At 68.8% G+C, this 25,956-nt stretch carries 28 protein-coding genes, 2 tRNA genes and 1 other RNA gene; 11 read left to right on the top strand and 20 right to left on the bottom strand.

Annotated elements, in window-relative coordinates; all coding sequences use genetic code 11:
• Positions 1-28: 28 nt before the first annotated feature.
• The gene (locus tag A5771_RS13635) at positions 29-1,303 is read right to left on the bottom strand and encodes an aminotransferase class I/II-fold pyridoxal phosphate-dependent enzyme (protein WP_064855754.1); all 1,275 of its coding nucleotides are present in this window, start codon (positions 1,301-1,303) and stop codon (positions 29-31) included.
• Positions 1,304-1,334: 31 nt separating this feature from the next.
• An RNA gene (gene ffs / locus A5771_RS13640) (signal recognition particle sRNA small type) lies at positions 1,335-1,429 on the bottom strand.
• A 123-nt stretch (positions 1,430-1,552) separates the two neighbouring features.
• Here ffs and A5771_RS13645 point away from each other — a divergent pair.
• The 3 genes from A5771_RS13645 to A5771_RS13655 all read left to right on the top strand — a co-directional run bounded on the left by A5771_RS13645 (position 1,553) and on the right by A5771_RS13655 (position 3,785).
• A tRNA-Ser gene (locus A5771_RS13645) sits at positions 1,553-1,638 on the top strand.
• A gap of 35 nt (positions 1,639-1,673) precedes the next feature.
• The gene (locus A5771_RS13650) at positions 1,674-2,423 is read left to right on the top strand and encodes a hypothetical protein (protein ID WP_064855755.1); all 750 of its coding nucleotides are present in this window, start codon (positions 1,674-1,676) and stop codon (positions 2,421-2,423) included.
• A gap of 30 nt (positions 2,424-2,453) precedes the next feature.
• Positions 2,454-3,785 carry a DUF4226 domain-containing protein gene (locus tag A5771_RS13655; protein WP_064855756.1) on the top strand — a complete coding sequence of 444 codons (1,332 nt, stop codon included), beginning with the start codon at positions 2,454-2,456 and terminating at the stop codon, positions 3,783-3,785.
• Positions 3,786-3,789: 4 nt separating this feature from the next.
• Here the strand turns inward: A5771_RS13655 and A5771_RS13660 are convergent, their stop codons facing one another.
• The 4 genes from A5771_RS13660 to A5771_RS13675 form a co-directional block, all read right to left on the bottom strand.
• Complete coding sequence (locus A5771_RS13660; protein ID WP_064855757.1) at positions 3,790-4,353, bottom strand: hypothetical protein; 564 nt, start codon at positions 4,351-4,353, stop codon at positions 3,790-3,792.
• A gap of 2 nt (positions 4,354-4,355) precedes the next feature.
• The gene (locus tag A5771_RS13665) at positions 4,356-4,820 is read right to left on the bottom strand and encodes a DUF5078 domain-containing protein (RefSeq protein WP_064855808.1); all 465 of its coding nucleotides are present in this window, start codon (positions 4,818-4,820) and stop codon (positions 4,356-4,358) included.
• A 229-nt stretch (positions 4,821-5,049) separates the two neighbouring features.
• Positions 5,050-7,956, bottom strand: coding sequence for an RND family transporter (locus tag A5771_RS13670; RefSeq protein WP_207545446.1), 2,907 nt, complete (start codon positions 7,954-7,956; stop codon positions 5,050-5,052).
• The gene (locus tag A5771_RS13675; protein ID WP_064855758.1) at positions 7,953-8,375 is read right to left on the bottom strand and encodes an MmpS family protein; all 423 of its coding nucleotides are present in this window, start codon (positions 8,373-8,375) and stop codon (positions 7,953-7,955) included. The genes A5771_RS13670 and A5771_RS13675 overlap by 4 nt, the downstream gene beginning before the upstream one ends.
• A 109-nt stretch (positions 8,376-8,484) precedes the next feature.
• Here A5771_RS13675 and A5771_RS13680 point away from each other — a divergent pair, with 109 nt between their 5' ends.
• Complete coding sequence (locus tag A5771_RS13680; protein ID WP_109401134.1) at positions 8,485-9,168, top strand: TetR/AcrR family transcriptional regulator; 684 nt, start codon at positions 8,485-8,487, stop codon at positions 9,166-9,168.
• Here A5771_RS13680 and A5771_RS13685 read toward each other — a convergent pair.
• The 3 genes from A5771_RS13685 to A5771_RS13695 form a co-directional block, all read right to left on the bottom strand.
• Positions 9,160-10,185 (bottom strand): DNA polymerase domain-containing protein, encoded by a 1,026-nt coding sequence (locus A5771_RS13685; protein ID WP_064855760.1) that lies wholly within the window; start codon positions 10,183-10,185, stop codon positions 9,160-9,162. The two genes, A5771_RS13680 and A5771_RS13685, sit on opposite strands and share 9 nt — an antisense overlap.
• 1 nt (position 10,186) lies before the next feature.
• Entirely contained in the window at positions 10,187-11,221 is a 1,035-nt protein-coding gene (locus A5771_RS13690) for an ATP-dependent DNA ligase (RefSeq protein WP_064855761.1), read from the bottom strand.
• A 97-nt stretch (positions 11,222-11,318) separates the two neighbouring features.
• On the bottom strand, positions 11,319-12,224 hold the full coding sequence (locus tag A5771_RS13695) for a haloalkane dehalogenase (protein WP_064855762.1): 906 nt from the start codon (positions 12,222-12,224) through the stop codon (positions 11,319-11,321).
• Positions 12,225-12,298: 74 nt separating this feature from the next.
• Here A5771_RS13695 and A5771_RS13700 point away from each other — a divergent pair, with 74 nt between their 5' ends.
• Both A5771_RS13700 and A5771_RS23395 read left to right on the top strand, forming a co-directional pair.
• Entirely contained in the window at positions 12,299-12,715 is a 417-nt protein-coding gene (locus tag A5771_RS13700) for a DUF302 domain-containing protein (protein ID WP_064855763.1), read from the top strand.
• Between the two features lie 12 nt (positions 12,716-12,727).
• Positions 12,728-12,883 (top strand): hypothetical protein, encoded by a 156-nt coding sequence (locus tag A5771_RS23395; RefSeq protein ID WP_165606098.1) that lies wholly within the window; start codon positions 12,728-12,730, stop codon positions 12,881-12,883.
• Here the strand turns inward: A5771_RS23395 and A5771_RS13705 are convergent.
• Positions 12,880-13,347, bottom strand: coding sequence for an NUDIX domain-containing protein (locus A5771_RS13705; protein WP_064855764.1), 468 nt, complete (start codon positions 13,345-13,347; stop codon positions 12,880-12,882). The two genes, A5771_RS23395 and A5771_RS13705, sit on opposite strands and share 4 nt — an antisense overlap.
• Positions 13,348-13,350: 3 nt before the next feature.
• The gene (locus A5771_RS13710) at positions 13,351-14,709 is read right to left on the bottom strand and encodes a WS/DGAT/MGAT family O-acyltransferase (protein ID WP_064855765.1); all 1,359 of its coding nucleotides are present in this window, start codon (positions 14,707-14,709) and stop codon (positions 13,351-13,353) included.
• 95 nt (positions 14,710-14,804) lie between these two features.
• Between A5771_RS13710 and A5771_RS13715 the strand changes: the two genes are divergently transcribed.
• The 3 genes from A5771_RS13715 (at position 14,805) to A5771_RS24020 (ending at position 17,576) form a co-directional block, all read left to right on the top strand.
• Positions 14,805-15,500, top strand: coding sequence for an Rv3717 family N-acetylmuramoyl-L-alanine amidase (locus A5771_RS13715; RefSeq protein WP_064855810.1), 696 nt, complete (start codon positions 14,805-14,807; stop codon positions 15,498-15,500).
• 2 nt (positions 15,501-15,502) lie between these two features.
• Positions 15,503-16,942, top strand: coding sequence for a neutral zinc metallopeptidase (locus A5771_RS13720; RefSeq protein ID WP_064855766.1), 1,440 nt, complete (start codon positions 15,503-15,505; stop codon positions 16,940-16,942).
• A 310-nt stretch (positions 16,943-17,252) separates the two neighbouring features.
• The gene (locus tag A5771_RS24020; RefSeq protein WP_064855767.1) at positions 17,253-17,576 is read left to right on the top strand and encodes a DUF4333 domain-containing protein; all 324 of its coding nucleotides are present in this window, start codon (positions 17,253-17,255) and stop codon (positions 17,574-17,576) included.
• Between the two features lie 83 nt (positions 17,577-17,659).
• Here A5771_RS24020 and A5771_RS13730 read toward each other — a convergent pair.
• The 3 genes from A5771_RS13730 to A5771_RS13740 all read right to left on the bottom strand — a co-directional run bounded on the left by A5771_RS13730 (position 17,660) and on the right by A5771_RS13740 (position 18,759).
• A tRNA-Ser gene (locus tag A5771_RS13730) sits at positions 17,660-17,750 on the bottom strand.
• Between the two features lie 29 nt (positions 17,751-17,779).
• Entirely contained in the window at positions 17,780-18,241 is a 462-nt protein-coding gene (locus A5771_RS13735) for a nucleoside deaminase (RefSeq protein WP_064855768.1), read from the bottom strand.
• Positions 18,238-18,759, bottom strand: coding sequence for a tRNA adenosine deaminase-associated protein (locus A5771_RS13740; protein WP_064855769.1), 522 nt, complete (start codon positions 18,757-18,759; stop codon positions 18,238-18,240). The genes A5771_RS13735 and A5771_RS13740 overlap by 4 nt, the downstream gene beginning before the upstream one ends.
• A gap of 57 nt (positions 18,760-18,816) precedes the next feature.
• Here A5771_RS13740 and A5771_RS13745 point away from each other — a divergent pair, with 57 nt between their 5' ends.
• Complete coding sequence (locus A5771_RS13745) at positions 18,817-19,785, top strand: prephenate dehydrogenase (protein WP_064855770.1); 969 nt, start codon at positions 18,817-18,819, stop codon at positions 19,783-19,785.
• Here A5771_RS13745 and A5771_RS13750 read toward each other — a convergent pair.
• Complete coding sequence (locus A5771_RS13750) at positions 19,751-20,341, bottom strand: putative glycolipid-binding domain-containing protein (protein ID WP_064855771.1); 591 nt, start codon at positions 20,339-20,341, stop codon at positions 19,751-19,753. The two genes, A5771_RS13745 and A5771_RS13750, sit on opposite strands and share 35 nt — an antisense overlap.
• Before the next feature lie 104 nt (positions 20,342-20,445).
• Here A5771_RS13750 and A5771_RS13755 point away from each other — a divergent pair, with 104 nt between their 5' ends.
• The gene (locus A5771_RS13755) at positions 20,446-20,769 is read left to right on the top strand and encodes a LapA family protein (RefSeq protein WP_064855772.1); all 324 of its coding nucleotides are present in this window, start codon (positions 20,446-20,448) and stop codon (positions 20,767-20,769) included.
• On the opposite strand, the gene A5771_RS13760 is transcribed toward A5771_RS13755, so the two are convergent.
• From A5771_RS13760 to A5771_RS13775, 5 genes are all read right to left on the bottom strand, one after another.
• Positions 20,766-21,407: a histidine phosphatase family protein gene (locus A5771_RS13760; protein WP_064855773.1), complete on the bottom strand. Its 642-nt coding sequence runs from the start codon at positions 21,405-21,407 to the stop codon at positions 20,766-20,768. The two genes, A5771_RS13755 and A5771_RS13760, sit on opposite strands and share 4 nt — an antisense overlap.
• Positions 21,408-21,440: 33 nt before the next feature.
• Positions 21,441-23,312: an alkyl/aryl-sulfatase gene (locus A5771_RS13765; RefSeq protein ID WP_064855811.1), complete on the bottom strand. Its 1,872-nt coding sequence runs from the start codon at positions 23,310-23,312 to the stop codon at positions 21,441-21,443.
• A 49-nt stretch (positions 23,313-23,361) separates the two neighbouring features.
• Positions 23,362-23,493, bottom strand: a complete 132-nt coding sequence (locus A5771_RS24335) for a hypothetical protein (RefSeq protein ID WP_267887469.1) — start codon at positions 23,491-23,493, stop codon at positions 23,362-23,364.
• Positions 23,494-23,720: 227 nt separating this feature from the next.
• A complete protein-coding gene (locus A5771_RS13770) occupies positions 23,721-25,211 on the bottom strand; it encodes a sensor histidine kinase (protein WP_064855774.1) in 1,491 nt (496 codons plus the stop codon).
• The gene (locus A5771_RS13775; protein WP_064855775.1) at positions 25,189-25,893 is read right to left on the bottom strand and encodes a response regulator transcription factor; all 705 of its coding nucleotides are present in this window, start codon (positions 25,891-25,893) and stop codon (positions 25,189-25,191) included. Before A5771_RS13775 ends, A5771_RS13770 begins: the two co-directional genes overlap by 23 nt.
• Positions 25,894-25,956 lie beyond the last annotated feature (63 nt).

Below are 25,956 nucleotides of genomic sequence, written 5' to 3' on the forward strand. Positions count from 1 at the left end.
CGGCGAGAAGAGGGGCCGGCCCCGCGGCTCAGCCCAGCATTGATTCGACCGCGGCCAGCAGCGCGCAGGTGGCCAGGCCGTCGACGGCGTCGCGCAGGTCGTCGGTGGACGGGAACGACGGGGCGATCCGGATGTTCTTGTCCTCGGGGTCCTTGCGGTACGGGAACGACGCGCCCGCCTCGGTGACGGCGATGCCGGCGTCCTTGGCCAGCGCCACGGTGCGCCGCGCGGTACCCGGCAGCACGTCGAGGCTGATGAAGTAGCCGCCCCTGGGGTTGGTCCACGACGCGATCTTGGAGTCGCCGAGCCGGCTCTGAAGAATCTCGGCGGCCATCTCGAACTTGGGCGCCAGGATCTCCTGGTGGCGGCGCATGTGCAGCCGCACGCCGTCGGCGTCGCCGAAGAACCGCAGGTGGCGCAGCTGGTTGACCTTGTCCGGCCCGATCGAGCGCTTGCCCGCGTACTGCAGATACCAGGCGATGTTGCCCAGCGAGCCGCCGAAGAAGCTGACGCCGGCGCCGGCGAAGGTGATCTTCGAGGTGGAGGCGAACACGTACGGCCGGTTCGGGTTGCCCGCGGCGGTGGCCAGTCCGAGCACGTCGATCTGGTGTGGGAACTCGGTGGTCAGAGTGTGCACCGCGTAGGCGTTATCCCAGAACAGCCGGAAGTCGGGTGCGGCGGTCTGCATCTGCACCAGCCGGCGCACCGTCTCCCAGGAATAGGTGATACCGGTCGGGTTGCCGAACACCGGCACCGTCCACATGCCCTTGATCGCCGGATCGGCGGCGACGAGTTCCTCGATCAGATCGACGTCCGGGCCGTCTTCGCGCATCGGGACCGGGATCATCTCGATGCCCAGGGTCTCGGTGATCGCGAAGTGCCGGTCGTAGCCGGGCACCGGGCACAAGAATTTGACGACCGGCTCCTGGCTCCAGGGGCGCGGTGAGTCGACGCCGCCGTGCACCATCGAGTAGACGACGACGTCGTGCATGAACTCCAGGCTGGCGTTGTTGCCGGCGATCAGGTTGGGCACCGCGATGCCGAGCAGCTCGCCGAAGATGGCCCGCAGCTCAGGCAGGCCGTGCAGGCCGCCGTAGTTGCGGGTGTCGGTGCCGTCGTCGTCGCGGTAGTCGTCGGGCCCGGGCAGCGCCAGCAGGCCGTTGGCCAGGTCGAGCTGCTCGGGCGCCGGCTTGCCGCGGGTCAGGTCCAGAGTCAGCTTCTTGGCCTGCAGTTCGGCGTAATCGCGCTGGTAACGCTCATGTTGAGCGACCAAGTCGGCACGGTTGAGGTTCTGCAACGACACGGGGGCGCCTTTCACGTCGAAGGCCTGAGACGTAAGGGGACCCCGCGCACCCGCCAGAGCCCATTGACCCTTGCTGCCTTCCGGCCCTGGGGGAGTTCACAGGATAGACGCCGCGCGGGGTCCACCGGAAAGTCTAGCGGTGGTCGCCAGCGCGGCGAAGCCGGGCGCAGTGCGCCACCGCCGTCGGGCAGCGGCGGTCGGGACGAGGAGCGCGCGGCCCCGGCGGGAGTCTCCGCTACCATTGCCGACGGAGGATTCGCCTAGTGGCCTATGGCGCTCGCCTGGAACGCGGGTTGGGTTAATAGCCCTCAGGGGTTCAAATCCCCTATCCTCCGCACCCGACTCACTACTGAGGAACAGGGGAGGTGGCGTGAGTCGCACCGTCGCCACGGTTTGGCACGCGTCGCTCTCGACTCTCGCCGCCATTGTGTACTTCTTGTTCGTCCTGCCCCGGTGGTGGGAGCTGACCGACTTCACCTCGCACGTGCTGGGCACTGTGCTGCGGATCATCCTCGGGCTGCTGGTCGCGGTGACCGCGCTGCCGGTGGCGGCCACCTTGAAGCGCGCCCGCAAGCCGGAGTACGGCACGCCGCAGTTGGCGCTGACGCTGCTGACCGGCTCGATCGTGGCGCACATCGTGGCCGGGACGCTGATCGCGGGGGCCGCGATCAGCGAGATCTGGCTGTCGCTGGACAGCGCCGGGATGTGGTTGTTCGGGATTTACGGCGCGGCCGCCGCGATCGCCCTGCTGGGGATCGGCGCGTTCTACCTGTCGTTCGTCGCCGAGATGCCGCCGCCCCCGCCCAAACCGATCAAGCCCAAGTCGGAGAAGCAGCCGAAGCGACGGCTCCGGCGTGGCAAGAAGACCGTTACCGCCGAGGACGAAGACGAAGACGCCGACGAGGAGGCCGACGAAACCGAGCCGGCCGAGGCTGACGAAACCGACGAAACCGCGGCCGACGAGGCTGACGAGACCGACGAAACCGAGACCGACGAAACCGAGACCGCCGCCGAGGAGATCCTCGAGTCGGCGGGTGACGAGTCCACCGAGCCGGCGCTGAGCGGCGTCGAGGAGAAGCTGCGGCCCTCCGGCAAGCGCCGGGCGAAGAAGAGCACGTAGGCCAGCCCCACCCGGCTAACCTTTTGCGCTATGACCGAGAATCTCGGTGCTTTCGCCGATGCGGCACGGGCGCGAGAAGAACAGCTCGCCAACCGGCTGGCGGCGTCGGTGGCCGCCGATAAGCAGCTGCAAACGATCCTGCGCGAGGCCGTGCAGCACAACTCCAGTTCGCGCCAGCGCCTCGATGCGCTGGAGTCCGAGATCCGGCAGGCCGCAAGCGCCTGGCCGGGCCTGGACACCCCCGCCGGGTCTCGCCAGTTCCAGCGGTTTCTGAACGGCAAGACCCGCGAGATCCACCGGATCGTCTCCGATGCCGCCGCCGACAGCGAGCGCCGGGCGGGCCTGGTGCGGACCTTGACTCAGCGCTACGAACTCGGCGGTGACGACGGCGCGGATCCGCATATCCGGCTGGTGGACAACGAGATTCCGGCCGATACCCCACCACCGCACGACCCCACCATCGACGGGCGCGGCAGCGAACCGGTGCCGGAGACCCAAGACGGCTCGCCCTACGACTTGGGCGCCACGATCCCGGGCACCGGCATCGTCATCACCGGCGACCCGGAAACGGGGCACCCGCGGCTACACATTCCCGGGCAACCCGACATCGACAACCCGTTCCCCACCGACGAGGGGTTCCGGGCGCTGCCGACCGGTACGGCGATCGGCCCGAACGGCGAGCAGTACGCCTTCTACAGCGTGCGCCCCTACGGGCCCGGGACCTCTCCGGACAACTACATCGCCCCGGAGTCACGGGTGCAGAATCTGGCCGACCCCGCAACGGATTTGGGACCGCTCATGGGCACCACGCTCGGCTCGGACACCAAAGTGGGCATCTCGCAGGCCAGCGGGGCCTACGACGCGGCGTCGGGACGGATGATCATTGTTGGCAACATCGGTCAGGACGGTCAGCGCGCGATGTGGCAGTCCGACCCCGTCGCCCCCGGCGCCCCGCCCAACGCCTGGATGAACAGCCTGCAGCAGGTCGGCGCCTTCGACAATCTGGGGGCGGGCAACCGGGAGAACCAGATCGTGGCGCTCCCGCAGGGCGGATACCTGCTGACCAGCGCCAGCGACGGCGGCCAGGTGGTAGGCGTGACCGCGGGCAGTCCCCAGGGGTTGCTGCAGGCGCCGTCGCATGAAATCACCGGCCCCGGGCTGATTTCCAGCCCCGGCAATCAGCCGGCCGTTCCCTATGGCCCGAGCATCGTCAACGTCGAGACGCTTCCGAACGGGCAGGAGCAGGTCACCATGCGGATCAGTACCTGGCCGACCCCGGAGGGCTGGCCGGTGGGGCCCGATGCCCCGCCGCCGCCCTATCATCCGCGGACCTACACGACGACGTTCAACGTCAACCCGTAGGGCGCTAAAAGGCGGAGCTTCCCGCCGGCCGCAGCACGAAGCCGTGATGTCCCAGCGAGGTGTCCAGGCAGGCGACGAGTTGGTCGGCGCCCACCGCACAGGTCACGTTGCCGTAGGAGACCTTCTGCCCCACGCCCAGGAAGGCGCCGTTGGAGAACTGCCGGCCGCAGGTCGTCGATTCGCGGTTCAAGCGCAGCCCGGCCGCACCCTGGGAGCGCACGGTGCCGATCACACATCCGCCGGGCACCGGCGCACCCGAACTCAGCGGTGCGTTGGCCATGCCCGGCATGTCGCCGTCGCACATGATCGCCTGCGAGGAGCCCGCCGGCGGTTCGATAGCGTCGAACTGGCACGCGATGTTGTAGGGGGTGGCGAAGTTCACCCAGCGCCCGGGTCCCTTCGGGCCGGTGCTGAGGTAGTCGTCGACCGGGACCGCGGTGAAGTCATCCAGGTTGGGAAAGCCCGCAGGTTGGGCGTGTACCGGTGAGCCCTGCCCGGCCATCAGCAGACCGCCCGCCAAGCCGGCGAGGGCCAGAGCCTGCGTGACTCGGCGGATGAGCATCGGCATGGTTACGGCTTGGGCGCCCAGTCCCACACCGACATGTCGTCGCGCGGGTACTGGCTGCAGGCTTCGGTCGACTTGGCGACGACACCCTTGTTGTTGAAGAAGATCTTGGCGTGGTTGGGCCAGGACACCGTCAGCGGGTCGGCGAAGTTCGTCGCCAGTTCCTCGGAGTAGGCCCGGCGCTGCTCGGGGCTGAGCGAGAAGAACCAGTGCATCTTGTCGATAGCGGCCTGCTGCACCTGCACCGGCTTGTTGTGCATGTCGATCATGTAGCGCTCGTAGTAGATCGGCGACAGGTCGCGACTGGCAGCCAGCATCTGCTCGGCGCTGCAGTCGGTGCGGATCACCCGCCGCGGGATCGGAAAGTCGTCGGTGGCGTCAGCGGCGGCGGTCGCGGGGAACAGGGCGGCGGCGAAACCGGCGACGAAGGCCAGCGCGACCCCGCGCCGAATTGGGCGATGCGTACGCATGGAATCCACTGTAGCCATTATCCCGTTCTTTCCCTATGTCGGTTTGCGGCGACAATCCCCGCTGGTGAGACCGCTGCGCCGGGTGAGACGGATGCAACGGCACAGGGCTGCGGAATTATCCGAACTCGACAGGCAATGCTACATAACTTTAGCCGGGCTACCTAACTATTCTCCCGCCCTGGCCGCATGGGCTCGCTCACAACCGAGCACCGGTTGTGTTCGCCCCGCTTCAGGCCTGCGGACGGGAGAACTCCTCGGTCGACTCGGCGTCGCGTTGGTCGTCGGCGGCTTCGCGCTGCCGGGCGGCTTTGCCGCCGACGTGCGGCAGCACGTTGATCGGCCACCAGAACCAGCGGCCCATCAGCGCCGCGATCGACGGCGTCATGAACGCCCGCACGATCAAGGTGTCGAACAGCAGCCCGAGGCCGATGGTGGTGCCGATCTGCCCGATGATGCGCAGGTCGCTGACGGCCATCGAGGCCATGGTGAAGGCGAACACCAGGCCGGCCGCCGTCACCACCTTTCCGGTACCGCCCATCGCCCGGATGATGCCGGTGTGCAGCCCGGCGTGGATCTCCTCTTTGAATCGCGATACCAGCATCAGGTTGTAGTCCGAGCCCACGGCTAGCAGGACGATCACTGACATCACCAAGACCAGCCAGTGCAGTGGCATACCGATGATGTGCTGCCACACCAGCACCGACAGCCCGAACGACGCCCCCAGTGACAGCGCGACGGTGCCGACGATCACCAACGCCGCGACCAGCGCGCGGGTGATGATCAGCATGATGACGAAAATCAGGCACAGCGAGGCGATTCCGGCGATCAGCAGGTCGTAGTAGGAGCCGTCGTGCATGTCCTTGAACAGCGCCGCGGTCCCGCCGAGATAGATTTTCGCGTCCTCGAGCGGCGTTCCCTTGAGCGCCTCCTCGGCGGCCGTGCGGATCTGGTCGATACGCGCAATGCCTTCGGCGGTAGCGGGATTGCCCCGGTGCGAGATGATCATCCGGACGGCCTTGCCATCCGGGGACAAGAACATCTTCATCGCCCGCTGGAAGTCGGGGTTCTCGAACACCTCCGGCGGCAGGTAGAAGGAGTCGTCGTTCTTGGACTCGTCGAACGCCTTGCCCATCGCGGTGGCGTTGTCGCCCATCTCGTCCATCTGGGCGAAGATCCCGGACATGGTGCTGTGCATCGTCAGCATCATGGTCTGCATGGTCGCCATGGTGTCGATCATCGGCGGGAAGGTGGTCAGCATCTCCGGCATGAGCTTGTCCATGTCGCCCATGTGCGCGATCATCTTGTCCATGCTCTCGCTCATCTGATCGACACTGTCGACCATGTCGAACGCCGAGCGCAGCGAGAAGCAGATCGGGATGTCGTAGCAGTGCGGTTCCCAGTAGAAGTAGTTGCGGATCGGCCGCCAGAAATCCTCGAAATCGGCGATGTGGTCCCGGATGTCGTAGATCTGGCCCTGCAGCTCGTCCATGTCGACCACCATCTCGTGGGTGATCCCGGCCAACCGGCTCATGTAGCCGAGCATCTGGCGCATGGTGGCGATGGTCTCCCCCATCGCGTCGGCCTGGGTGAGCATGTCGTCCATGCGCTTCTTCTGGAACTGCATGGTCGCCATCTGACCGGCGTTCTGCATGCTGATCTGGAACGGGATCGAGGTGTGTTCCAGCGGGGTGCCCTGCGGCCGGGTGATCGCCTGAACCCGGGAGATCCCGACGACCTTGAACACCGCCTTGGCCAGTTTGTCGATGACCAGGAAGTCCGACGGGTTGCGCAGGTCGTGATCGGATTCGATCATCAGCACCTCCGGCATCATCCGGGACTGCGAGAAGTGCCGGTCGGCCGCGTTGAAGCCCTCGTTGGCCGGGATGTCGGTGGGGATGTATTTCCGGTCGTCGTAGGCGGGCTGATAGCCGGGGAGCGCGAGCAGGCCGACGGCCGCAACGGCCAGGGAGGCGACCAGAATCGGCCCCGGCCACCGGACGATCGCCGTGCCCAGCTGCCGCCAGCCCCGGGTGCTCATCTTGCGCTTCGGCTCGAAAAGGCCGAACCGGCTGCCGACGGTGATGATCGCCGGGCCCAGCGTCAACGCGGCGAGCACCGAGACGACCATGCCGACCGCACACGGGATGCCCAGCGAGACGAAGTAGGGCATGTGGGTGAAGTGCAGGCAGAACACCGCCCCGGCGATGGTGAGGCCGGAACCCAGGATGACGTGCGAGACGCCGTTGAAAGCCGTGTAGTAGGCGGTTTCTGGGTCCTCGCCGTTGTGGCGGGCTTCGTGGTATCGGCCGATCAGGAAGATCGCGTAGTCGGTGCCGGCGGCGATCGCCAGCGAGACCAGCAGGTTGACCGAGAACGTCGTCAGCCCGACCAGGTGGTGATGACCCAGAAAGGCCACCACTCCGCGTGCGGCGGACAGTTCCAGGCCGACCGTGGCTAGCAGCAGCACCACGGTGGTGATCGACCGGTAGACCGCCAGCAGCATGGTCAGGATCACCGTGATGGTGACGGCCATCATCCGCAGCATGGACTTGTCGCCGGCGGAGTTCATGTCGTTGGCCAGCGCCGCGGTGCCGGTGACATAGACCTTCAGCCCTGGCGGTTTCTGGACCGAGTCCACGATGTTGCGGACCGACTCCACGGACTCGTTGGCCAACGCCTGCCCGATGTTGCCGACCAGGTTCAGCTGCACGTAAGTCGCTCTGCCGTCGGCGCTTTGGGCACCGACCGAGGTCATCGGGTCGCCCCAGAAATCCTGGACGTGCTGCACGTGCGCGGTGTCGGCTTCGAGCCGCTTGACCATCTCGGCGTAGTACTCGTGTTCGGCGTCGCCGAGTTCGTGGTCGGCCTCCAGCACGATCATCGCGGTGCTGTCGGAATCCGACTCCTGAAAGACCTTGCCCATCTCGGTCATGGCCTGCATGGATGGGGCGGTGGTCGGACTCGCCGAGACGGCGTTCTCCTTGCCGATCTGTTCCAGCGACGGCACGGTGACGCTGAGCAGCACGATCAGCCCCAGCCAGGCGAGGATGATGGGCACCGACAGCCGGCGGATGGTGCGCGCGACGAATGTCCGCTGAGGAGGTCCGCCCGCGCCGTCGGTTATGGGCGAACTCATGCCGCCTTCAGCAGACAGAAGGTGTAGGCGTTGACCTCATTGGAGATGCGTTCGGCCTTCACCTCCCCATCCACGGTGATCCGGCAGCCGATGCTGTTGCTATTGCCTTGCGCCATAATGCTTCCCACCACTGCCGGCAAGGTGGTGACGATTTCGAGCTGCCACGGCAGCGCGGCGTCGGAAACGCGTTGCGGTTCGGAGTTGACGTCGAAGTAGCTGATGTCGGCCACGGTGCCCGGCGGGCCGAAGATCTCGTAGGTCAACCGCTTGGGATTGAAGGGCTTGGTCTCGTCGATCTGGCCGTCGGCGTAGGTCGGCCGCTTCTCGGATCCGAACAGGCCATGGATACGCGTCACCGTGAACCCGGCGACAGCGACCACGGCCAGAATCACCAGGGGTATCCACACCCGACTCAGCACCTTGAAAATCGGAGTCCCCTTCAGCTAGCACCTTTGGGTACCCTAACCCAAGTCCACGTGCGTAAACGCACGCTACAGCACGGTCCGGAGCTGTCGCAACGCACATTGCGTGCGTTATCCTCGCGCCGTGCGGCAGGTCCCATTTCAACGCGCTCGTAGCGAAGAAAAGAAGCGGCAGCGGGCAGAAGCGCTGGTGGAAGCCGCCCGTGCGGTGGCGCTGGAGGCCGGTGTCGCGTCGGTGACGTTGACCGCGGTGGCCAGCCGCGCCGGGGTGCACCACTCAGCCGTGCGCCGCTACTTCAGCTCCTATAAAGAGGTGCTGCTCCGTCTGTCCGCCGAGAGCTGGCAGCGCTGGTCGGAGTCGGTCTGCACCGACTTGGACCAGCCCGGTCCGATGTCGCCGGAGCGGGTGGTCCAGACCCTGGTCAGCGGGCTGGTCGCCGATCCGTTGTTCTGCGACCTGCTGTCCAACCTGCACCTGCATCTGGAGCACGAGGTGGACGCCGAGCGGGTGATCGAGGTGCGACGGGTCAGTGCTGCCGCGGTGATGGCCAGTGCCGGTGCGATCGAACGGGCGCTGCCCGCGCTGGGGCCGAAAGGTGCGCTGGATCTGCTGTTGGCGGCCTATTCGCTGGGGTCGGTACTGTGGCAGGTCTCACACCCGCCGCCGTCCCTGACCGAGGCCTACGCCGACGAGCCGGAACTGGCGCCCGGCTGGGACCTGGACTTCGGCACCGCGCTGACCCGGCTGCTCACCGCGACCTGCATGGGGCTGCTGGAGCAGTCAGCCTGACTTCTCCCGGCTGGGCTGCACCCGCTTGGGCTCCCCGGGCATCTTCGGATAGTTCGGCGGGTACGGCAGGTCACCGAGGCCACGCGCTTCGTCGGCGACGACCATCTCCAGCAGCGGCTCGAGGGATTGTTCGAGATCATCGATGGTGTGCCAAGGGTCGCCGCGACGTGCCACCAGGTCGGGCACGGTGGCGATGGTGTAGTCGTCGGGGTCCACTGCGCTGTTTGAGGCGAGTTCGCCCCAGGTCAGCGGCGTGGAGACGGTGGCGATCGGGGTGGCTCGCACCGAGTAGGCCGACGCCATGGTGCGATCGCGGGCGTTCTGGTTGAAGTCCACAAAGATTCGCCGACCCCGCTCCTCCTTCCACCAGGAGCAGGTGGCCAGCTTCGGTGCTCGGCGCTCGATCTCGCGGGCCAGCGCGATCCCGGCCCGGCGGACTTCGATGAAGTCCCAGTCGGTCTTGATCCGCAGGTAGATGTGCAGGCCGCGGCCTCCGGAGGTCTTGACGTAGCCGACGAGTCCGAGCTCGTCGAGCAGCGGGCGTACCACCTCCAGGGCGACGGCGCGGGCCTGCGCGAAGCCGGTGCCCGGCTGCGGGTCCAGATCGATGCGCAGCTCGTCGGGGTGGTCGGTGTCGGGACAGCGCACCGGCCACGGGTGGAAGGTGACGGTGCTCATCTGCACCGCCCACAGGACGTCGGCGGGCCGGGTGACCTTGAGGGCGTCGGCGGTGCGGCCGGAGGGGAACGTCACCCGGCAGGACTCCACATCGTCGGGATGCCCCCGCGGCAACCGCTTCTGGTAGACCTCGGCGCCTTCGATGCCGTCCGGGAACCGCTGCAGATGGGTGGGCCGGTCGGCCAGTGCCTGCAGCAACGGCCCGTTGGCCACCGCCAGGTAGTAGTCGGCCAACGCCCGCTTGGTGCCGGCGGCGCCGAGCCGGGGAAAGTACACCTTGTCGCCGCTGGTGAACCGGACGGCGGTGCCGGCCACATCCAACTCCTCGGCGGCGGCCACGTCAGCTCTCCAGCACGTCGGCGAGTTCGTAGTTCAGCGGGACATCGAGCTGGTCGAAGGTGCAACTGGCCGGGTCGCGATCGGGGCGCCAGCGCAGCAGTTTCACGGTGTGCCGGAAGCGCATCCCTTCCATCTGGTCATAGGCGACCTCGGCGACCCGCTCGGGCCGGATCGGGATCCACTGCTTGTCGGCCTTGGTGTTCCACCGGCTGGGCTCGCCCTCGCGGACGTCGCCGAGGCGCAGCGGCTCCAGCTCAGCCAGGAGCTTGAGCCGGTCGGCGTCGGTGAACGAGGCCGCGCCGCCGACCATCGCCAGTTCGCCGTCGGGGCGGTACAGGCCCAACAGCAACGAGCCGATGCCGGCGCCGCTCTTGTGGATGCGGTAGCCCATGACGACGCAGTCGGCGTCGCGGCGGTGTTTGACCTTGACCATCTCGCGCTTGCCGGGCAGATACCGCCCGTCGGTGCGTTTGGCGACCACGCCGTCCAGCCCGGCCCCTTCGAACGTGGTGAGCCAGTGCGTGGCCTGCTCAGGGTCGGCGGTGGCGCGGGTGACGTGGCAGCTGGGACCACCGGTGATCAGCTCCGTCAGCGCCTCGCGCCGCACCCGGAACGGTTCGTCGAGCAGTGAGGCCTGCCCGGTGGCCAGCGCGTCGAAGCCGATGAACTGCGCCGGGGTCTGCTCGGCCAGCATCCGCACCCGGCTCTGGGCGGGGTGAATCCGCTGGCTCAGCGACTCCCAGTCCAGCCGGGTGCGTCCGCCGATCTGACGGGGTACCACCACCTCCCCGTCGAGCACGCAGCGCGGCGCGACCTCGGCGCGCAACGCGTTCAGCAGTTCGGGGAAGTAACGGCCCAACGGCTTGCCGTTGCGCGACTGCAGCAACACCTCGTCGCCGTCACGAAAGACGATGGCGCGAAAGCCGTCCCACTTGGGTTCATAGGACCAGAGGCCGGGTTGGTCGGGAACCTTGGCCGCCGCCTTGGCGAGCATCGGATCCACCGGCGGCGCCACGGGCAGGTCCATGCTGTCCATCAAAACCCCGCCGAGTGTGCGGTTTCATCCGCGACACACCGGAGTTGGCGGATAGAAACGCACATTCGACGGGCGGGGCGGGACTGGCATAGGACCTTCAACGGCGCAGGAACTCCACGATGTGGCCGGCCAGCTCCTCGCCGGCGTCCTCCTGCAGGAAGTGGCCGGCGTCGTGGATCACCGGGTGGGCGCGGCCGCGCGCGCCGCGCATCTCGCGCTGGAAGATCGGACCCATCGCCCCGGTGATCGGGTCACCGTCACTGAACGCCACCAGCATCGGGGTCTCCGAGGCGCACAGCGCGGCCCACGCCGACCGGTTGGCCGGGGCGGCCGGGTCCTCGGGGGTGGTCGGGATCAGCGACGGCATGGTGCGCGGGCCGACGCAGTAGCTGTCGTCGGGGAACGGCGCGTCGTAGCCGGCTCGCACCGCGTCGCCCATCGGCTTGCGGCACCCCGACTGCACGAACCATCCGACGTCGATCGTCGGCGCGTTCTGGATCGCCTCCCGGAAGCGCCACCAGATCTCCGGCATCGGGATATCCCCGGTGGGCAGCCCGGTGTTGGCCACCACGACGCGGGCGAACCGATCCGGGTTCTCGGCGACCAGCCGCAGTCCGATCAGCCCGCCCCAGTCCTGGCCGACCAGCGTCACCCGCTGCAGATCCAGCACGTCGAACGCCAGCGCCCGCATCCACTCGACGTGGCGGGCGTAGGTGTGGTCTTCCGCGCGGGTCGGCTTGTCCGAGCGCCCGAATCCGACCAGGTCCGGACAGATCACCCGGTGGCCGGCCTCGGCCAGGATCGGCATCATCTTGCGATACAGATACGACCACGACGGCTCGCCGTGCAGCATCAGGATCGGGTCGCCCTCGTCCGGGCCGTCTTCCACCCAGGCCACCCGCAGGGTGCCGCCGTCATCGTCGTCGAGGTCGCAGAACTGGGGCGAATAGCCGAAGTCGGGAAGGTTGACGAACCTGTCGTCGGGGGTACGCAGGGTCTGCATGAGGCGACACTACCGTGACGGTATATACCCCGTGGGGTATAGTGGAGGTATCTACGGCGACCAAGGAGGTCTCAATGTCCGTCGCGATGAGCACCGCGGTTTCCGGCGTCGACTTCGACACGGTTACCGCCAAGACGCGAGAATTACTGAAAGACAACGGTTTCGGTGTACTGACTGAAATCGACATGCAGGCGACGCTGCGGGCCAAGCTCGGCGAGGAAATGGAGCGCTACTTGATCCTGGGCGCTTGTAACCCGCCGCTGGCACACCGCGCGGTGACCGCCGAGAAGCGCATCGGGGTGCTGCTGCCCTGCAACGTGGTGGTTCGCGAGGACCCACAACGCCCCGGCACCGTCCTGGTCGAGGCGATGAACCCGCAACTGATGGCCCAAGTCGTCGACAATCCGGCGCTGGCGCCGATCGCCGACGAGGTAACCGAGAAGATCCGCACCGTCATCGATACCCTGGCTGGTGCGTTGCGTACCGCCTGAGAGGAACCGCTGATGTGCTACCCCGTGCCGTGTCGGGTCTGCGGCAAGACCACCTGGGACGGCTGCGGCGAGCACATCGCCGACGTGCGTGCGCAAGTGCCACCCGAGCAGTGGTGTGCGGGGCACGCCGAGTCGCAGGCCCCGCGGCGTTCCTGGTTCCGCCGTTAACCGTTAAGCGCAGCCAGCAGCCGGTCCAGCAGCGGACGCTGGCCGGCCAGCAACTTGGTGCGCGCGTGGGCGACGGTGAACCAGCCGACCCGGTCGACCTCGGGAAACTCCCGCAGCTTGCCTGACCGCGGTGGCCACTCCAGTTCGAAGGTGTTGCTGCGGGCGTCTGTGACATCGAGGTCGCCGCGCACAGCAAACGCCGTGACCACTTTTCCGCCGGCCTGTCGCACCACACCGAGATCCAGTCGCTCACCATCTGGTGGATCCAGTCCGATCTCCTCGACGAATTCACGTCGCGCGGTGACCCACGGGTCCTCGCCGTCGGGTTGCTCGCCCTTGGGGATCGACCACGCCCCGTCGTCCCGGCGTGCCCAGAACGGCCCGCCGGGATGGGCGATCAGCACCTCGACGGCGCCGTCGGGTCCCGACCGGTAGAGCAGCAGCCCGGCGCTGCGCTTGGCCACGGGTCAGACACCCACCGCGCGTTCCAGGTCTGCCAGCGCGGTGTCCAGGTGCCCGAGCAGGCGCTGCAGGTGCGGAACCGAGCGGCGGCAGCCGACCAGCCCGAAGTCGAGGTTGCCGGCGTTGCTGACCACGGTCATGTTCAGCGCCTGCCCGTCGAGGGCGATCGACAGCGGGTAGTTGCCGTCCAGGCGGGCGCCCCGCCAGTACAGCGGCTCATCCGGGCCGGGCACGTTGGAGATGACGATGTTGAACGGCGGGGGCGCCGCCGAGACGAACCCGGGGATCGCCGTCAGAGCCAGCGGCGCCATGTTGGCGGCTGACAGTGCCAGCGCCTGAGCACGCGGCAACTCGCTGAACACCTTCTTGTTGCGGCGCATCGATTCGCTGATGGCCTCCAGCCGCTGCGCCGGGTCGGTGAGATCGGTGGCCAGGTTGCACAAGATGGTGCCGACCATGTTGCCGCCGGAATCGGCGTCGGCGTCGCGGCGCAGGCTGACCGGCACCATCGCCACCAGCGGATGCTCGGGCAGGGCGCGGTGCTCCTCGAGGTAGGCCCGCAGCGCCCCGGCGCACATCGCCAGCACCACATCGTTGACGGTCACCCCGGCGGCCCGTTTGATCGCGATGACGCGCTGCACCGGCCAGGACTGCGCCGCGCACCGGCGGGCCCCGCCGATCTTGACGTTGAGCATGGTGCGCGGGGCTTCGAACGGCAGGGTCAGCTGCTGTTCCAGCAGGGCAGCGCGCGCCAGCTTCACCGTTGACGGGCCCAGGGCAGCAACGTCTTTGGCGATTCCAGCCAGCTGCCGCAGCCGAGACGGGGCATCCGGGCGCGGCCGCGCCGGCGGCGCAAGCGACCAGGGGGTGCGCAGATCTGCGTCCCGCGGATCGACCGACAGCGTGCGCTGTAGCAGCCGCAGCAGCGACACCCCGTCGATCAAGCTGTGGTGGATCTTGACGTATACCGCGAACCGGCCGTCGTTGAGGCCCTCTACCAGGTGGGCCTCCCACAGCGGGCGGTGCCGGTCGAGCAGGCTGCCGTGCAACAGCGACGTCAACTCCAGCAGATCGCGCACCCGGCCTGGAACCGGCAGCGCCGAACGCCGCATGTGGTACTCGACGTCGACGTCGTTGTCGAAGGCCCAGCCCACGTTGGCGAACCCGCCGAGCAGCCTCGCCGGACGTTTACGGAACGCCGGCTGCAGATCACGGGCGGCCAGCAGCCCCTGGTAGATCTCGCCGACGAATTCCAGCCCGGCCCCCTCCGGGGGCTCGAACAGCATCAGGCCACCGACATGCATGGGATGCTCGCGGCTCTCGGCCAACAGGAAGACCGAATCGGTCGGTGACATCAGCTGCATCGATCCATTACACCCCGGCCGGGCCGTTGTCCGCTTGCTAGTCTTTGGCGGTGCGCCGCCGGACCATTGCCTGTGTCGCCTTCACCGCTTGTTTCGTGGCGACTACCGCCGGTGCGCCCACCGCGCCCGCCAACCCCGACGACGTGGCCGTCGCTGGCAGGACGGTGTTTCTGGATCCGGGCCACAGCGGCGCCACCGACGCCTCGATCACCCGGCAGGTGCCCAACGGACGCGGCGGCACCAAGCCCTGTCAGACCAGCGGGACCGCCGCCGACGACGGCTACCCCGAGCACAGCCTGAACTGGGATGTGACCAACCGGATCCGCGCGGCCCTCAGCCAGTTGGGCGTACACACCGAACTCTCGCGAACCGACGACACCTCGGTTGGGCCGTGCATCGACGCGCGGGCCGCCGCGGCCAATGCCGCACGCCCGGATGCCATCGTGTCGATCCACGCCGACGGCGGACCGGCCTCGGGCCGCGGCTTTCACGTCAACTACTCCAGTCCTGCGCTCAATGACGCCCAGTCCGGCCCGGCGGTGCGGCTGGCCGGCGCCGTCCGCGACTCGCTGGCGGCCGCGGGCATCCCCGAGTCCAGCTACCTCGGCGCCGACGGGCTGTATGGCCGGGCGGATCTGGCCGGGCTGAACCTGGCCGAATATCCCGCGGTGCTGGTCGAATTGGGCAATATGCGCAACGCCGACGACGCGGCGTTGTTGGGCAGCCCCGACGGGCGCGCCCGGTATGCCGCGGCCGTCACCAGTGGGATCGTCACGTTTCTGCGCGGGTGACGATGTCCAGATTGGTTGTCGCGCTCACCACCATGCTGCTGGTGCTGACCGGCTGCGCGGACAGCAGCCCGCCCACGGTGGTGGCCGGCCGGGCGGTGTCGATGCTCTACGACCCGGGCCGGGTCGGCGGATTGCCCGCCGCCAATGGCCCCAGCGGCCCGCGCGGCGATGTCCCGCCGGTGACCGCCAGGTTGGGCAACAGCGACGGCGGACAGATCGACCGGTTGGCGCTGCTGGCGATCGACGACATCGAGGACTTCTGGACGCACCACTACGGCCAGTCGCTGCGTGGCCGCTTCACGCCGGTGTCGACACTGGTGTCCTACGACTCCACCGACCCGAACTCTCCGGCGGTGTGCGGCGGCGATGTCTACCACCTGCCCAACGCGATGTACTGCCGCCGTGCCGACACCATGGCCTGGGACCGGGCCAAGTTCATGCCGACGGCCCGAAAGTACTTCGGCGACATGGCGATCAACGGCACCTTGGCCCACGAGTATGGGCATGCCCTGCAGGCGATGGCGCACATCGTCAACCCGTTCACCCGAACCCTGGTGCGCGAGCAGCAGGCCGACTGTTTCGCCGGGGTGTATCTGCAGTGGGTGGCGGCGGGCAAGTCGTCGCGCGCGCAGTTGAGCACCGGAGGCGGACTCAACCATGTGCTGGCCGGGCTGATCGTGATCCGCGACCCGGTCTCGACGCCGGACAACCCGGTGTCGGTCTCCGACGAGCACGGCACCGCGCTCGACCGGGTCGGCGCCTTCCAGACCGGCTTCGACGGCGGCGCGGAGATGTGCGCCCAGATCGACACGGGCGAGATCCGCAAGCGCCGCGGGAATCTGCCACGCTCGCTGTTCGATTCGGAGAACCCGCAAAGCGACCTCACCATCGACGAGGGCGTGTTGTCGACGCTGACGGAGCAACTGGGGCAGATCTTCGGCTTGTCCCGCCCACCGAAGCTGGCAACGTCGGGCAAGTGCCCCAGCGGCCATGAGCCCGACCCGGTGGCCTACTGCCCGGAGACCGACACCATCGTCGTCGATATGCCCGGACTGCAGGACATGAGCGCACCGACGGATCAATCGACGATGGGGATGCCGCAAGGCGACAACACCGGATTGTCGGCCGTGACGTCACGCTATGCGCTTGCGGTGCAAAGTGAACGCGGTGTCGGTCTGGAGTCGGCGACCGCCGCGCTGCGCACAGCGTGCCTGACCGGGGTGGCCCAGCGCCGGATGGCCGAGCCGATGACGTTGTCGTCGGGACCGGGCCTGACGCTGGCCGGCGGTGACCTGGACGAGGCCGTGACCGGGCTGCTGATGAACGGGATAGTCGCCAGTGACGTCGACGACCACACCGTGCCGGCCGGATTCACCCGGATCCTGGCGTTCCGGTCCGGGCTGCACGGCGATATCGACGGCTGCTTCGAGCGGTTCCCGTGATGGGGGCGCGATGAACCGTCGCGACGAACCGCCCGAACCGCCCGAACCGCCGGAGCGGCGGACCAGGCCGATCCCGCGGCCTTCGCAGCCGCCGCGCGGGCCTGCGCAGCCGCCCTATCGGCCTGCACAGCCGCCCCACCGGCCGGCGCAGCCGCCCCACCGGCCGGCGCAGCCGCTGCGCGGGCCCGCGCAGCGTCCCGAGCAACCGTGGTATCTGGAGTTCCGCCGGCCGCCGGCCCCGCAGCAACCGCCGCGGCCGGCCCCTCCTCCCCCGAAACCTGCTGGCCCGCAACGTCCGTCACAGCGGGTCGTGCTGATCGGCGCGGGCGTCACCGGGCTGCTCGCGCTGGCGCTGCTGCTGACGCTGGTGCTGCGCGGCGTGGTCGGCGGTTCCGGGACGGTGCAACTCGACGTCGGCCACGCCCAAGACGGGGTGCGCGGGGTGCTCACCGATCCGATCAACGGCTACGGGCGCGAGCAGGTGGGCGACGTGCGCTGCAACAACGGGGTCAACCCGACCGTCCGCAAGGGCGGCACGTTCACCTGCGCGGTCACCGTCGACGGCGCCCGACGTCAGGTGCTGGTGGAGTTCACCGACAACGCGGGGACCTACGCGGTGGATCGGCCGCGGTGAATGCTGTGCGGCCAACGTGCGCGTTTGTACGCCGCTCCCAGGGAGTCGGCGTACAAACACGCACGCTCGGCGCGGGTTTGCTATGGCGGTGGCGGAGGGATTTGAACCCTCGGACGGGGGTTACCCGTCACACGCTTTCGAGGCGTGCTCCTTAGGCCGCTCGGACACGCCACCGCGGGACAGCCTACCCAACGACGGTGCCCTCAGCCCAATCGCTGCCGGGCGAAGAACTCCTCCAGTGGTGCAGCACACTCTTGCGCCAGCACGCCGCCGCGCACCTGCGGGCGGTGGTTGAGCCGGCGGTCGCGCACCACGTCCCACAGCGAGCCGACCGCCCCGGTCTTGGGCTCGAAGGCCCCAAACACCAGCCGCGCCACCCGGGCGGCCACCAGCGCCCCCGCGCACATGGTGCACGGCTCGAGGGTGACGGCCAGGGTGGCGCCGGTCAGCCGCCAGCCGTCGCCGAGCGCGAGCGTGGCCTCGCGGATCGCCAGCATCTCGGCGTGCGCGGTCGGGTCACCGAGGGATTCGCGGGCGTTGGCGGCCCGGGCCAGCACGGTGCCGTCGGGGCCGAGTACCACCGCTCCCACCGGCACGTCGCGGGGCCCGGCCTGCCGGGCCGCCGCCAGTGCCGCGCGGATCAGGTCCTCGTCGGTGGGGGTCACCGATGGCGTCGCGGCAGGGCCGCCGAGAGCTGCTCGTCGAACCCCATCTCGGCGGCGATCCGGTGCAGTTGGTCGTCGACGGCCAGGTCGGACTCGTCGAGGATGACCCCGAGCACCGCGGCGGGCAGCCCGATATCGGAGAGCAGGCCCAGATCGCCCTCTTCGAACGGCTCGGAGTCCTCCAAGTCCTCGGCGTCGATGTCGGCGTCCAACTCTTCGAGGACCTCGTCGGCGATGTCGTAGTCCAGCGCGGCCGTCGCATCCGACAGCAGCAGCCGGGTGCCGGCCGGCCCCGGGCGGACGATCACGAAGAATTCGTCGTCGACGTTGAGCAGACCGAAAACCGCGCCGGCGCTGCGCAACTCACGCAGTTCCGTCTCGGCCATCGACAGACTGGTCAAGGCCGCGGCACGCATCGACGTGCAGCGCCACTTGCCGTCTTCGCGCACAACAGCCACCCCGAAGCCGTCCAGCGTGTCCGCCGGCCGGCCCTGTGCGGACGCGCCTTGTGCTCCCATGGCCGCCTACGGTAGTCGCCGTTTACGCCCTTGACCAGCGTGTGCCAACCTGGAGGGGTGGTGGCGAGTGCAGGGAAAACTCCGGTATGCGTATTGGGACTCGGCTTGATCGGCGGTTCGGTGCTGCGGGCCGCCGCGGCGGCCGGGCGGGAGGCGTTCGGCTACAACCGCTCCGCGGACGGGATGAAGGCCGCAGTCGCCGACGGCTTCGACGCCACCACTGACCTGGAGGCGGCGCTGACCCGGGCCGCCGACACCGGTGCGCTGATCGTGCTGGCCGTCCCGGTGCCGGCGCTGTCGATACTGCTCAACCACGTCCGCCGGCTGGCACCCTACAACCCGCTGACCGACGTCACCAGCGTCAAGCAGCCGGTGCTCGACAGCGTCGCCGCCGCCGGACTGCAGGCCCGCTTCGTCGGCGGCCACCCGATGGCCGGCACCTCGCACTCGGGCTGGCCCGCCGGGCACGCAGACCTGTTCGAGGGAGCACCGTGGGTGATCAGCGTCGACGACCACGTGGACCCGACGGTGTTCGCCGAGGTGCTGGACCTGATCCTGGACTGCGGCTCGGTGGCGGTGCCGGCCCGCTCCGCGGATCACGACGCCGCCGCGGCCGCGATTTCGCACCTGCCGCACCTGCTGGCCGAGGCGCTGGCCGTCACCGCCGCGGACGTGCCGCTGGCGTTCGCGCTGGCCGCCGGATCGTTCCGGGACGGCACCCGGGTCGCCGGGACGGCACCGGATCTGGTCCGGGCGATGTGCGAGGCCAACTGGCTGCAACTGCTGCCGGTGCTCGAGCGCGCCATCGCGCTGCTGGCCGACGCCCGGGATTCGCTGGCGGCCGCCGATTCGGTGGCCGAGCTGGTCAATCACGGGCACGCCGCCCGCACGCGCTACGACAACTTCCCGCGCCACGAGATCGTCACCGTCGTCGTCGGCGAGAACGACTGGCGCCGCGAGCTGGCCGCCGCCGGCCGGGCCGGCGGGGTGATCAGATCCGCGCTGCCAATCCGGGATAGTCGATGACGAACCCGTCGCCGTCGACGGTGATGGTGGTGCCGTCGGGATCGGTGCCCGGGGTCAGGACCGTGATGCCGGCGTCGGTGCTGCGGTAGCTGGTGGCCGCCGCGACCACCGACATCTCCGGCAGCCACAGGTAGACCGTCGGAAGGGTGACCGCGGCCGTCCGCTCGTGTAGTCGGGCCCGCCGGATCGGCAGCGTATTGAAGAACGGGCTGAACACCACGTCGACGTCCAATGCCCCGTCGAAGCCGGCACGCGACTGGCCGCGGGCGTCGGTGATCAGCCACATGTTCTCTTCGTCGCGGGCGATCACCAGCTGGCGGTCACGTTCGGCCACCGTGACGGTCAGCCCCAATCGTTTGGTGGCCCCGGACTCGTCGGTCTGCAGGTCGTAGTAGGCGCTGAACGCCGGGTGGGTGTCGGTGGCCGCCGCCACGATCCGGCCGTTAGCCTTGAGCCGGTTGCCCGACAACTGCACCCGCACCGACTCCATCCGCGGGACGTCGGGCGCGCGCCAGGTCAGGATCGCCGGCCACGAGCCGGACGGGGCTGCGCTCACCGCACTACCGTAAGCGACCGCCCGGCGATCCGCAGCCTCCTGCCCGGCGCGCAATCTGACCGGAACCCGTTTATAACCGCACCCGAACGGGCAAGATGGCACCCATGAGCAGCGACCCCACCGTGCCCGTCGACCCGTCGCATGGCGAATCCGGTGCACCGCCGCCCGCGGGCCGGATGCCGTTGACCCGCACCGGCGCGTTGTGGAGCGCCCTGATCGTCGGTTTTCTGGTGTTGATCGTGCTGCTGGTGTTCATCACGCAGAACACGGAGACCGAAACGCTGAGCTTTTTGGCCTGGACGTGGTCACTGCCGAAGGGCGTGGCGATCCTGCTGGCGGCGGTCGGCGGCGGGTTGATCACCGCGTTGGCCGGCACCGCGCGGATCTTCCAGCTGCGGCGCGCCGCCAAGAGGACGGCTCGGCGTTAGCCAGCCGCGTCGGCGGCGTCATTGCCGGGCACTCGGGGTTGGTTGCGCGGCAACAGATCCCAAACGTGCTCGGTACCATTGGTGGAGGCCACCGCGGCCTGCCCGGATCGGGAATAGAGCAACCGCGTGATCGACACGTAGTCGATGGGAAACGACAGCAGCCGCTGAGTGCCCAGGATCTGGTGCAGCACCACATTGATCACCCCGCCATGGCTGAACACCGCCACGGTGTCGTCGGCGTCGGCGGCGGCCACCACGTCGGCCAGGGCAGCGGCCACCCGCGCGCAGAACGCGGCCTCGTCGACGTCGGCGGGCAGGTGGCCCTGGGCCATCCGGGCCCAGTCCTGCGGCCGCTCGGTGCGCAGCTGCTCGATCGGCAGGTAGCCGGCCAGGTTCCGGTCGTATTCGGCGAACCGCTCGTCGATGTCGATGGCCAGCTTGCGCTGGGCGGCCAGCGGTTCGGCGGTCTGCACGGCCCGACGCTGCGGGCTGCTGACCAGCCGGGTGATCGGGTACCGCGCCAGCGCGTCGGGCAGGCGCAGGGCCTGCTGGTGGCCGGTCTCGGACAGCTCGGGGTCCGAGCCCTGGCCGTACTCGCTGCGCAGCGGCAGCGCGTGGCGGATAAGCAGCATCTGCACGCTGCCACCCTAAGGGGCGTATTCGCCCCCGGGTCAGGGGGTGACGATGTTGAAACCCGGGTCGGCGGTGTCGAGCACCTCCCGCAGTTTCGTCCACGCCGACCGATCACCGGAGATCTCCAGTGTCCCGCTACCCAGCAGTGCCCCGAGCAGCGCCAGCTTGGTGGCCGCGGTGACGGTGGCGTCCGCGCTGGCTGGATCCGGCAGCGCCTTACGGTGGACCAGCACGCCGTTGCGCACGCTGAGCCGGTAGCTGAGGCCGCTGTCGGCGAACGAAACGTCGAGGGCCACTTGGAGGTCCCAGGCGCGTGGCCCGTCGACCCGGATGGCCAGGCTGTCGAAGAGCTGCTCGGGACTCAGCTGTGACAGCAGCGTCATCGAGGTGACCTGACCGGCGGTGCCGAACACCCCGGTGCGCAATTCGGTGGCCCCAGAGAGGAAGAAGTTGCGCCAGGTGGCGTTCTCCGAGCCGTAAGCCAGTTGTTCAAGAGTATCCGCGTAGACCCGGCGTGCCCCGGCGTGATCGGGATCGGTGAACACGGCGTGATCGAGTAGTGTTGCCGCCCAACGGAAATCGCCGTCGCAAAACGCTTCGGTTGCCAGCTCGACGACGCGGTCCACCCCGCCCATGGCCGCGGTGTAGCGGGTGGCCAACGCCTCCGGTGGGTGCGGCCAGAGCCGGGCCGGGTTGCCGTCGAACCAGCCCAGGTAACGCTGGTAGACGGCCTTGACGTTATGGCTCACCGAGCCGTAGTAGCCGCGGGCGTGCCAGGCGCGTTCCAATGCGGGGGGCAGCCGGAACTGCTCGGCGATCTCGACGCCGGTGTAACCCTGGTTCAGCAGCCGCAGGGTTTGATCGTGCAGGTAGGCATACAGATCCCGTTGCAACGCCAGGTATTCCGCGATTCGCTCGGTACCCCAGGTCGGCCAGTGGTGTGAGGCGAAGACGACGTCGGCTCGACCGGCGAAGGTGTCGATGGCCTCGGTGAGGTACCCCGCCCAGGCACGCGGGTCGCGCACCAGCGCGCCGCGCAGCGTCAGTAGGTTGTGCTGGGTGTGGGTGGCGTTCTCGGCCATGCACAGCGCGCGGAACTGCGGGAAGTAGAAATGCATCTCGGCCGGCGCCTCGGAGCCCGGCGCCATCTGGAATTCGATCTGCACCCCGTCGACGACGCGGCTCTCACCGGTCTGGGAGATGGTCACGGTCGGAACGATGACGCCCACCTCGCCGGTCGAGGTGTTCTGGCCCAGGCCGCAGCCGACCTGCCCGTACGGGCCGCGCTCCAGCGTGGTGCCGTACATGTAACTGGCGCGCCGCAGCATCGCGGTGCCGGCGTAGACGTTCTCGGCCACCACGTGGTCGATGAAGCCCTCCGGGGCGATGACCACCACCCGGCCGGCGTCGACCTCGGCCTGCGAAGTCACCCCCAGCACACCGCCGAAATGGTCGACGTGGCTGTGGGTATAAATAACGGCGGTGACGGGGCGCTGGCCGCCGCGGTGCTCGCGGTACAGCGCCAGCGCGGCGGCGGCGACCTCGGTGGAGATCAGCGGATCGATGACGATCACGCCGGAGTCGCCCTCGACGAAGGTTATGTTGGAGATGTCGAAGCCACGAACCTGGTAGATACCTTCGACCACTTCGTAGAGACCCTGCTTGGCCGCCAACTGGGATTGCCGCCACAAGGCGGGATGCACCGAAGTCGGGGCGCCACCGGCGAGGAAGCCGTAGCTGTCGTTATCCCACACCACGCGGCCGTCGGCGGCGGTGATCACACACGGCGCCAGCGCGGCGAGGAAACCGCGGTCGGCGTCCTCGAAATCCGTTGTGTCTTCGAAGGACAGCGTTTTCAGGTGTTCGTGGTGGGCGGCCTCGACCGCCGCGCTGACCCGCCGACGCTCCATGTCGACCAGATTGCCACGCATTGCACCGGGGCGGTGGGAGTTGGCGTCGTCAGTGGCTGCGCTTCAAGCCCAGCGCTTCGCGCAACCGCGTCCAGACCGACGGGGGCTTGACTCGGTCCTGCGTCTCCTGCGCCTCGCGCGCGTAATCCTGAATGGATTCGTCGCCTTCTTCCGCACGCATGGGACCTCACTCCTTCGGGGGGTCTTCGGGCACCAGCCGCTCCGGCGTTTCTTCGGGCGCCAGTCGTTCGGGCGGGTCCGCCGGTACCAGTCGTTCCGGTGGATCCGCGGGAACCCGCCGGTGGGGTGGTTCTTTCGGTGTTCCCGGTTCCGGGGGCATTTCGGGATTCATCCCTGTCGCCTACCCCTTACCCGGGGGAAGGCAAACCCGCGCGAGGGTGCGAGTGGCTACCGGGGCAGGCGCACCATGAACTCGGTGTGGCCGGGGGTGCTGGTCACCCCGATGGTGCCGGTATGGGCCCGGACCACCGCCGACGCGATCGCCAGCCCCAGGCCGGTGCTGCCGCCCTTGCGGGACCGGGAGGTGTCCCCGCGGGCGAACCGTTCGAAGATCTCCGGCTGGAACTCCGCCGGAATGCCCGGGCCGTCGTCGGTCACCGTCAGCACCGCCTCGGCGTCCTCGACCTCCAACCGGACCCGCACCACGGTTCCCGGGCCGGTGTGCACCCGGGCGTTGGTGAGCAGGTTGGTCAGCACCTGGTGCAGTCGGGCGCCGTCGCCGGGCACCGTCACCGGTTCCTCGGGCAGCTCAAGCTGCCACTGGTGGTCCGGGCCGCCGACGTGGGCGTCGCTGACCGCGTCGACCGCCAGCCGCGACAGGTCCACCGTCTCGTGCTCCAGCGGCCGGCCGGAATCCAGCCGGGCCAGCAACAGCAGGTCCTCGACCAGCTGTGTCATCCGCTCGGTTTCGGACTGCACCCGGCTCAAAGCGTGGGATACGGCTGCACTGTCGTCCGGAACCCGTTGGGCCAGTTCGGTGTAGCCGCGGATCGCGGTCAGCGGGGTGCGCAGCTCATGGCTGGCGTCGGCGACGAACTGACGCACCCGGGTCTCACTGGCCTGCCGGGTCGACAGCGCGGCGGCGATGTGGTCGAGCATCCGGTTGACCGCGGCGCCCACTTGTCCGATCTCGGTGCGGGGGTTGGTGTCGGATTCGGCGATCCGCACCGGCAACGTCGCCTCCCCGCGATCCAGCGGCAGCCCGGCGACCTCGCCGGCGGTCTGCGCGACGCGGCGCAGCGGAGCCAGCGCCCGCCGGGTGACCACACTGCCGGCCGTGGCCGCGGCGGCCACCGCGACCAGAGTGACCAGCCCGAAGATGAGCAGCACCCGCATCAAGGTGGCGTCCACCGCTGCCAGCGGCAGCCCGGTGATGATGATCTCCTCACCGTGGCGGGCGCTCGTCGCGACCAAGCGGTAGCGCCCGACCCCGTCGAGCCGCCGGGTGACCGGCGCGGGTTCGGCGGCGATACCGGCCAATTGCGTTGTGGCCGAGGGGCTCAAATCCTCGCGCAAGCCGGCGGTGCTCAGCCGGCCGGCGTCGGTGATCGGGCCCGAGCCGTCGAGCCCGTCGACCACCGCACCGACCATGCCGACCGGCTGACCGGGGGCGTCGAGGAAGTCCGGCCCGGGCCCGGGCCGGGGCCGATGGTGGCGATGCCAGGACGGCGGTGGCGGCTGGCCGTGCAGCCGCGCCGACCGGCGCGCGGCATCGGAGAGCTGGTGGTCGAGTTGGCTGACCAGGTACTGGTAGAGCGCCAACTCCGTCACCGCCCCGATGCCCAGGCAGGCCACCGTCAGCAGCGCGATCTGACCGGCCAGCAACCGCGCCCGCAGCGACCAGGAACGGCGCACGTTACGGAGTCGGCTTGAGCACATAACCGGCGCCGCGCAAGGTGTGGATCATCGGCTCGCGGCCGTTGTCGATCTTCTTGCGCAGGTAGGAGATGTAGAGCTCGACGATGTTGGCCCGGCCGCCGAAGTCGTAGTCCCACACCCGGTCCAGGATCTGCGCCTTGGACAGCACTCGTTTGGCGTTGTGCATCAGGTAGCGCAGCAGCTCGAACTCGGTCGAGGTCAGCGCGATCGGGTCACCGCCGCGGGTGACCTCGTGGGAGTCCTCGTCGAGAACCAGGTCGCCCACCACGATCTGGGCTCCGCTGTCGGCGGTGCTCACCCCGGTGCGGCGCAGCAGCGCCCGCAGCCGCAACACCACCTCCTCGATGCTGAAGGGTTTGGTGACGTAGTCGTCGCCGCCGGCGGTCAGCCCGGCGATGCGGTCCTCCAGCGCGTCCTTGGCGGTCAGGAACAACACCGGCAGCCGCGGGTTGATCTCGCGCAGCTTGCCCAGCACGTCCAGCCCGCTCATGTCGGGCAGCATCACGTCGAGCACCACCACATCGGGGCGTTCGGCTTTCGCGGCAGCGATCGCCGAGGCGCCGTCGCCTGCGGTCGCGGTGGTCCAGCCCTCGTAGCGCAGCGCCATCGACACCATCTCGGCCAGCACCGTCTCATCGTCGACCACCAGCACCGTGATCGGCTTGCCGTCAGCACGCGCCATCACGACACGTTCGACAGATCCCCGAGGCTGTGTCATCACGCTCCAGTATGTCGCTAGTCCCGA

This window comes from Mycolicibacter sinensis, assembly GCF_001667375.1.
In the GTDB taxonomy this organism is placed as follows: domain Bacteria; phylum Actinomycetota; class Actinomycetes; order Mycobacteriales; family Mycobacteriaceae; genus Mycobacterium; species Mycobacterium sinense_A.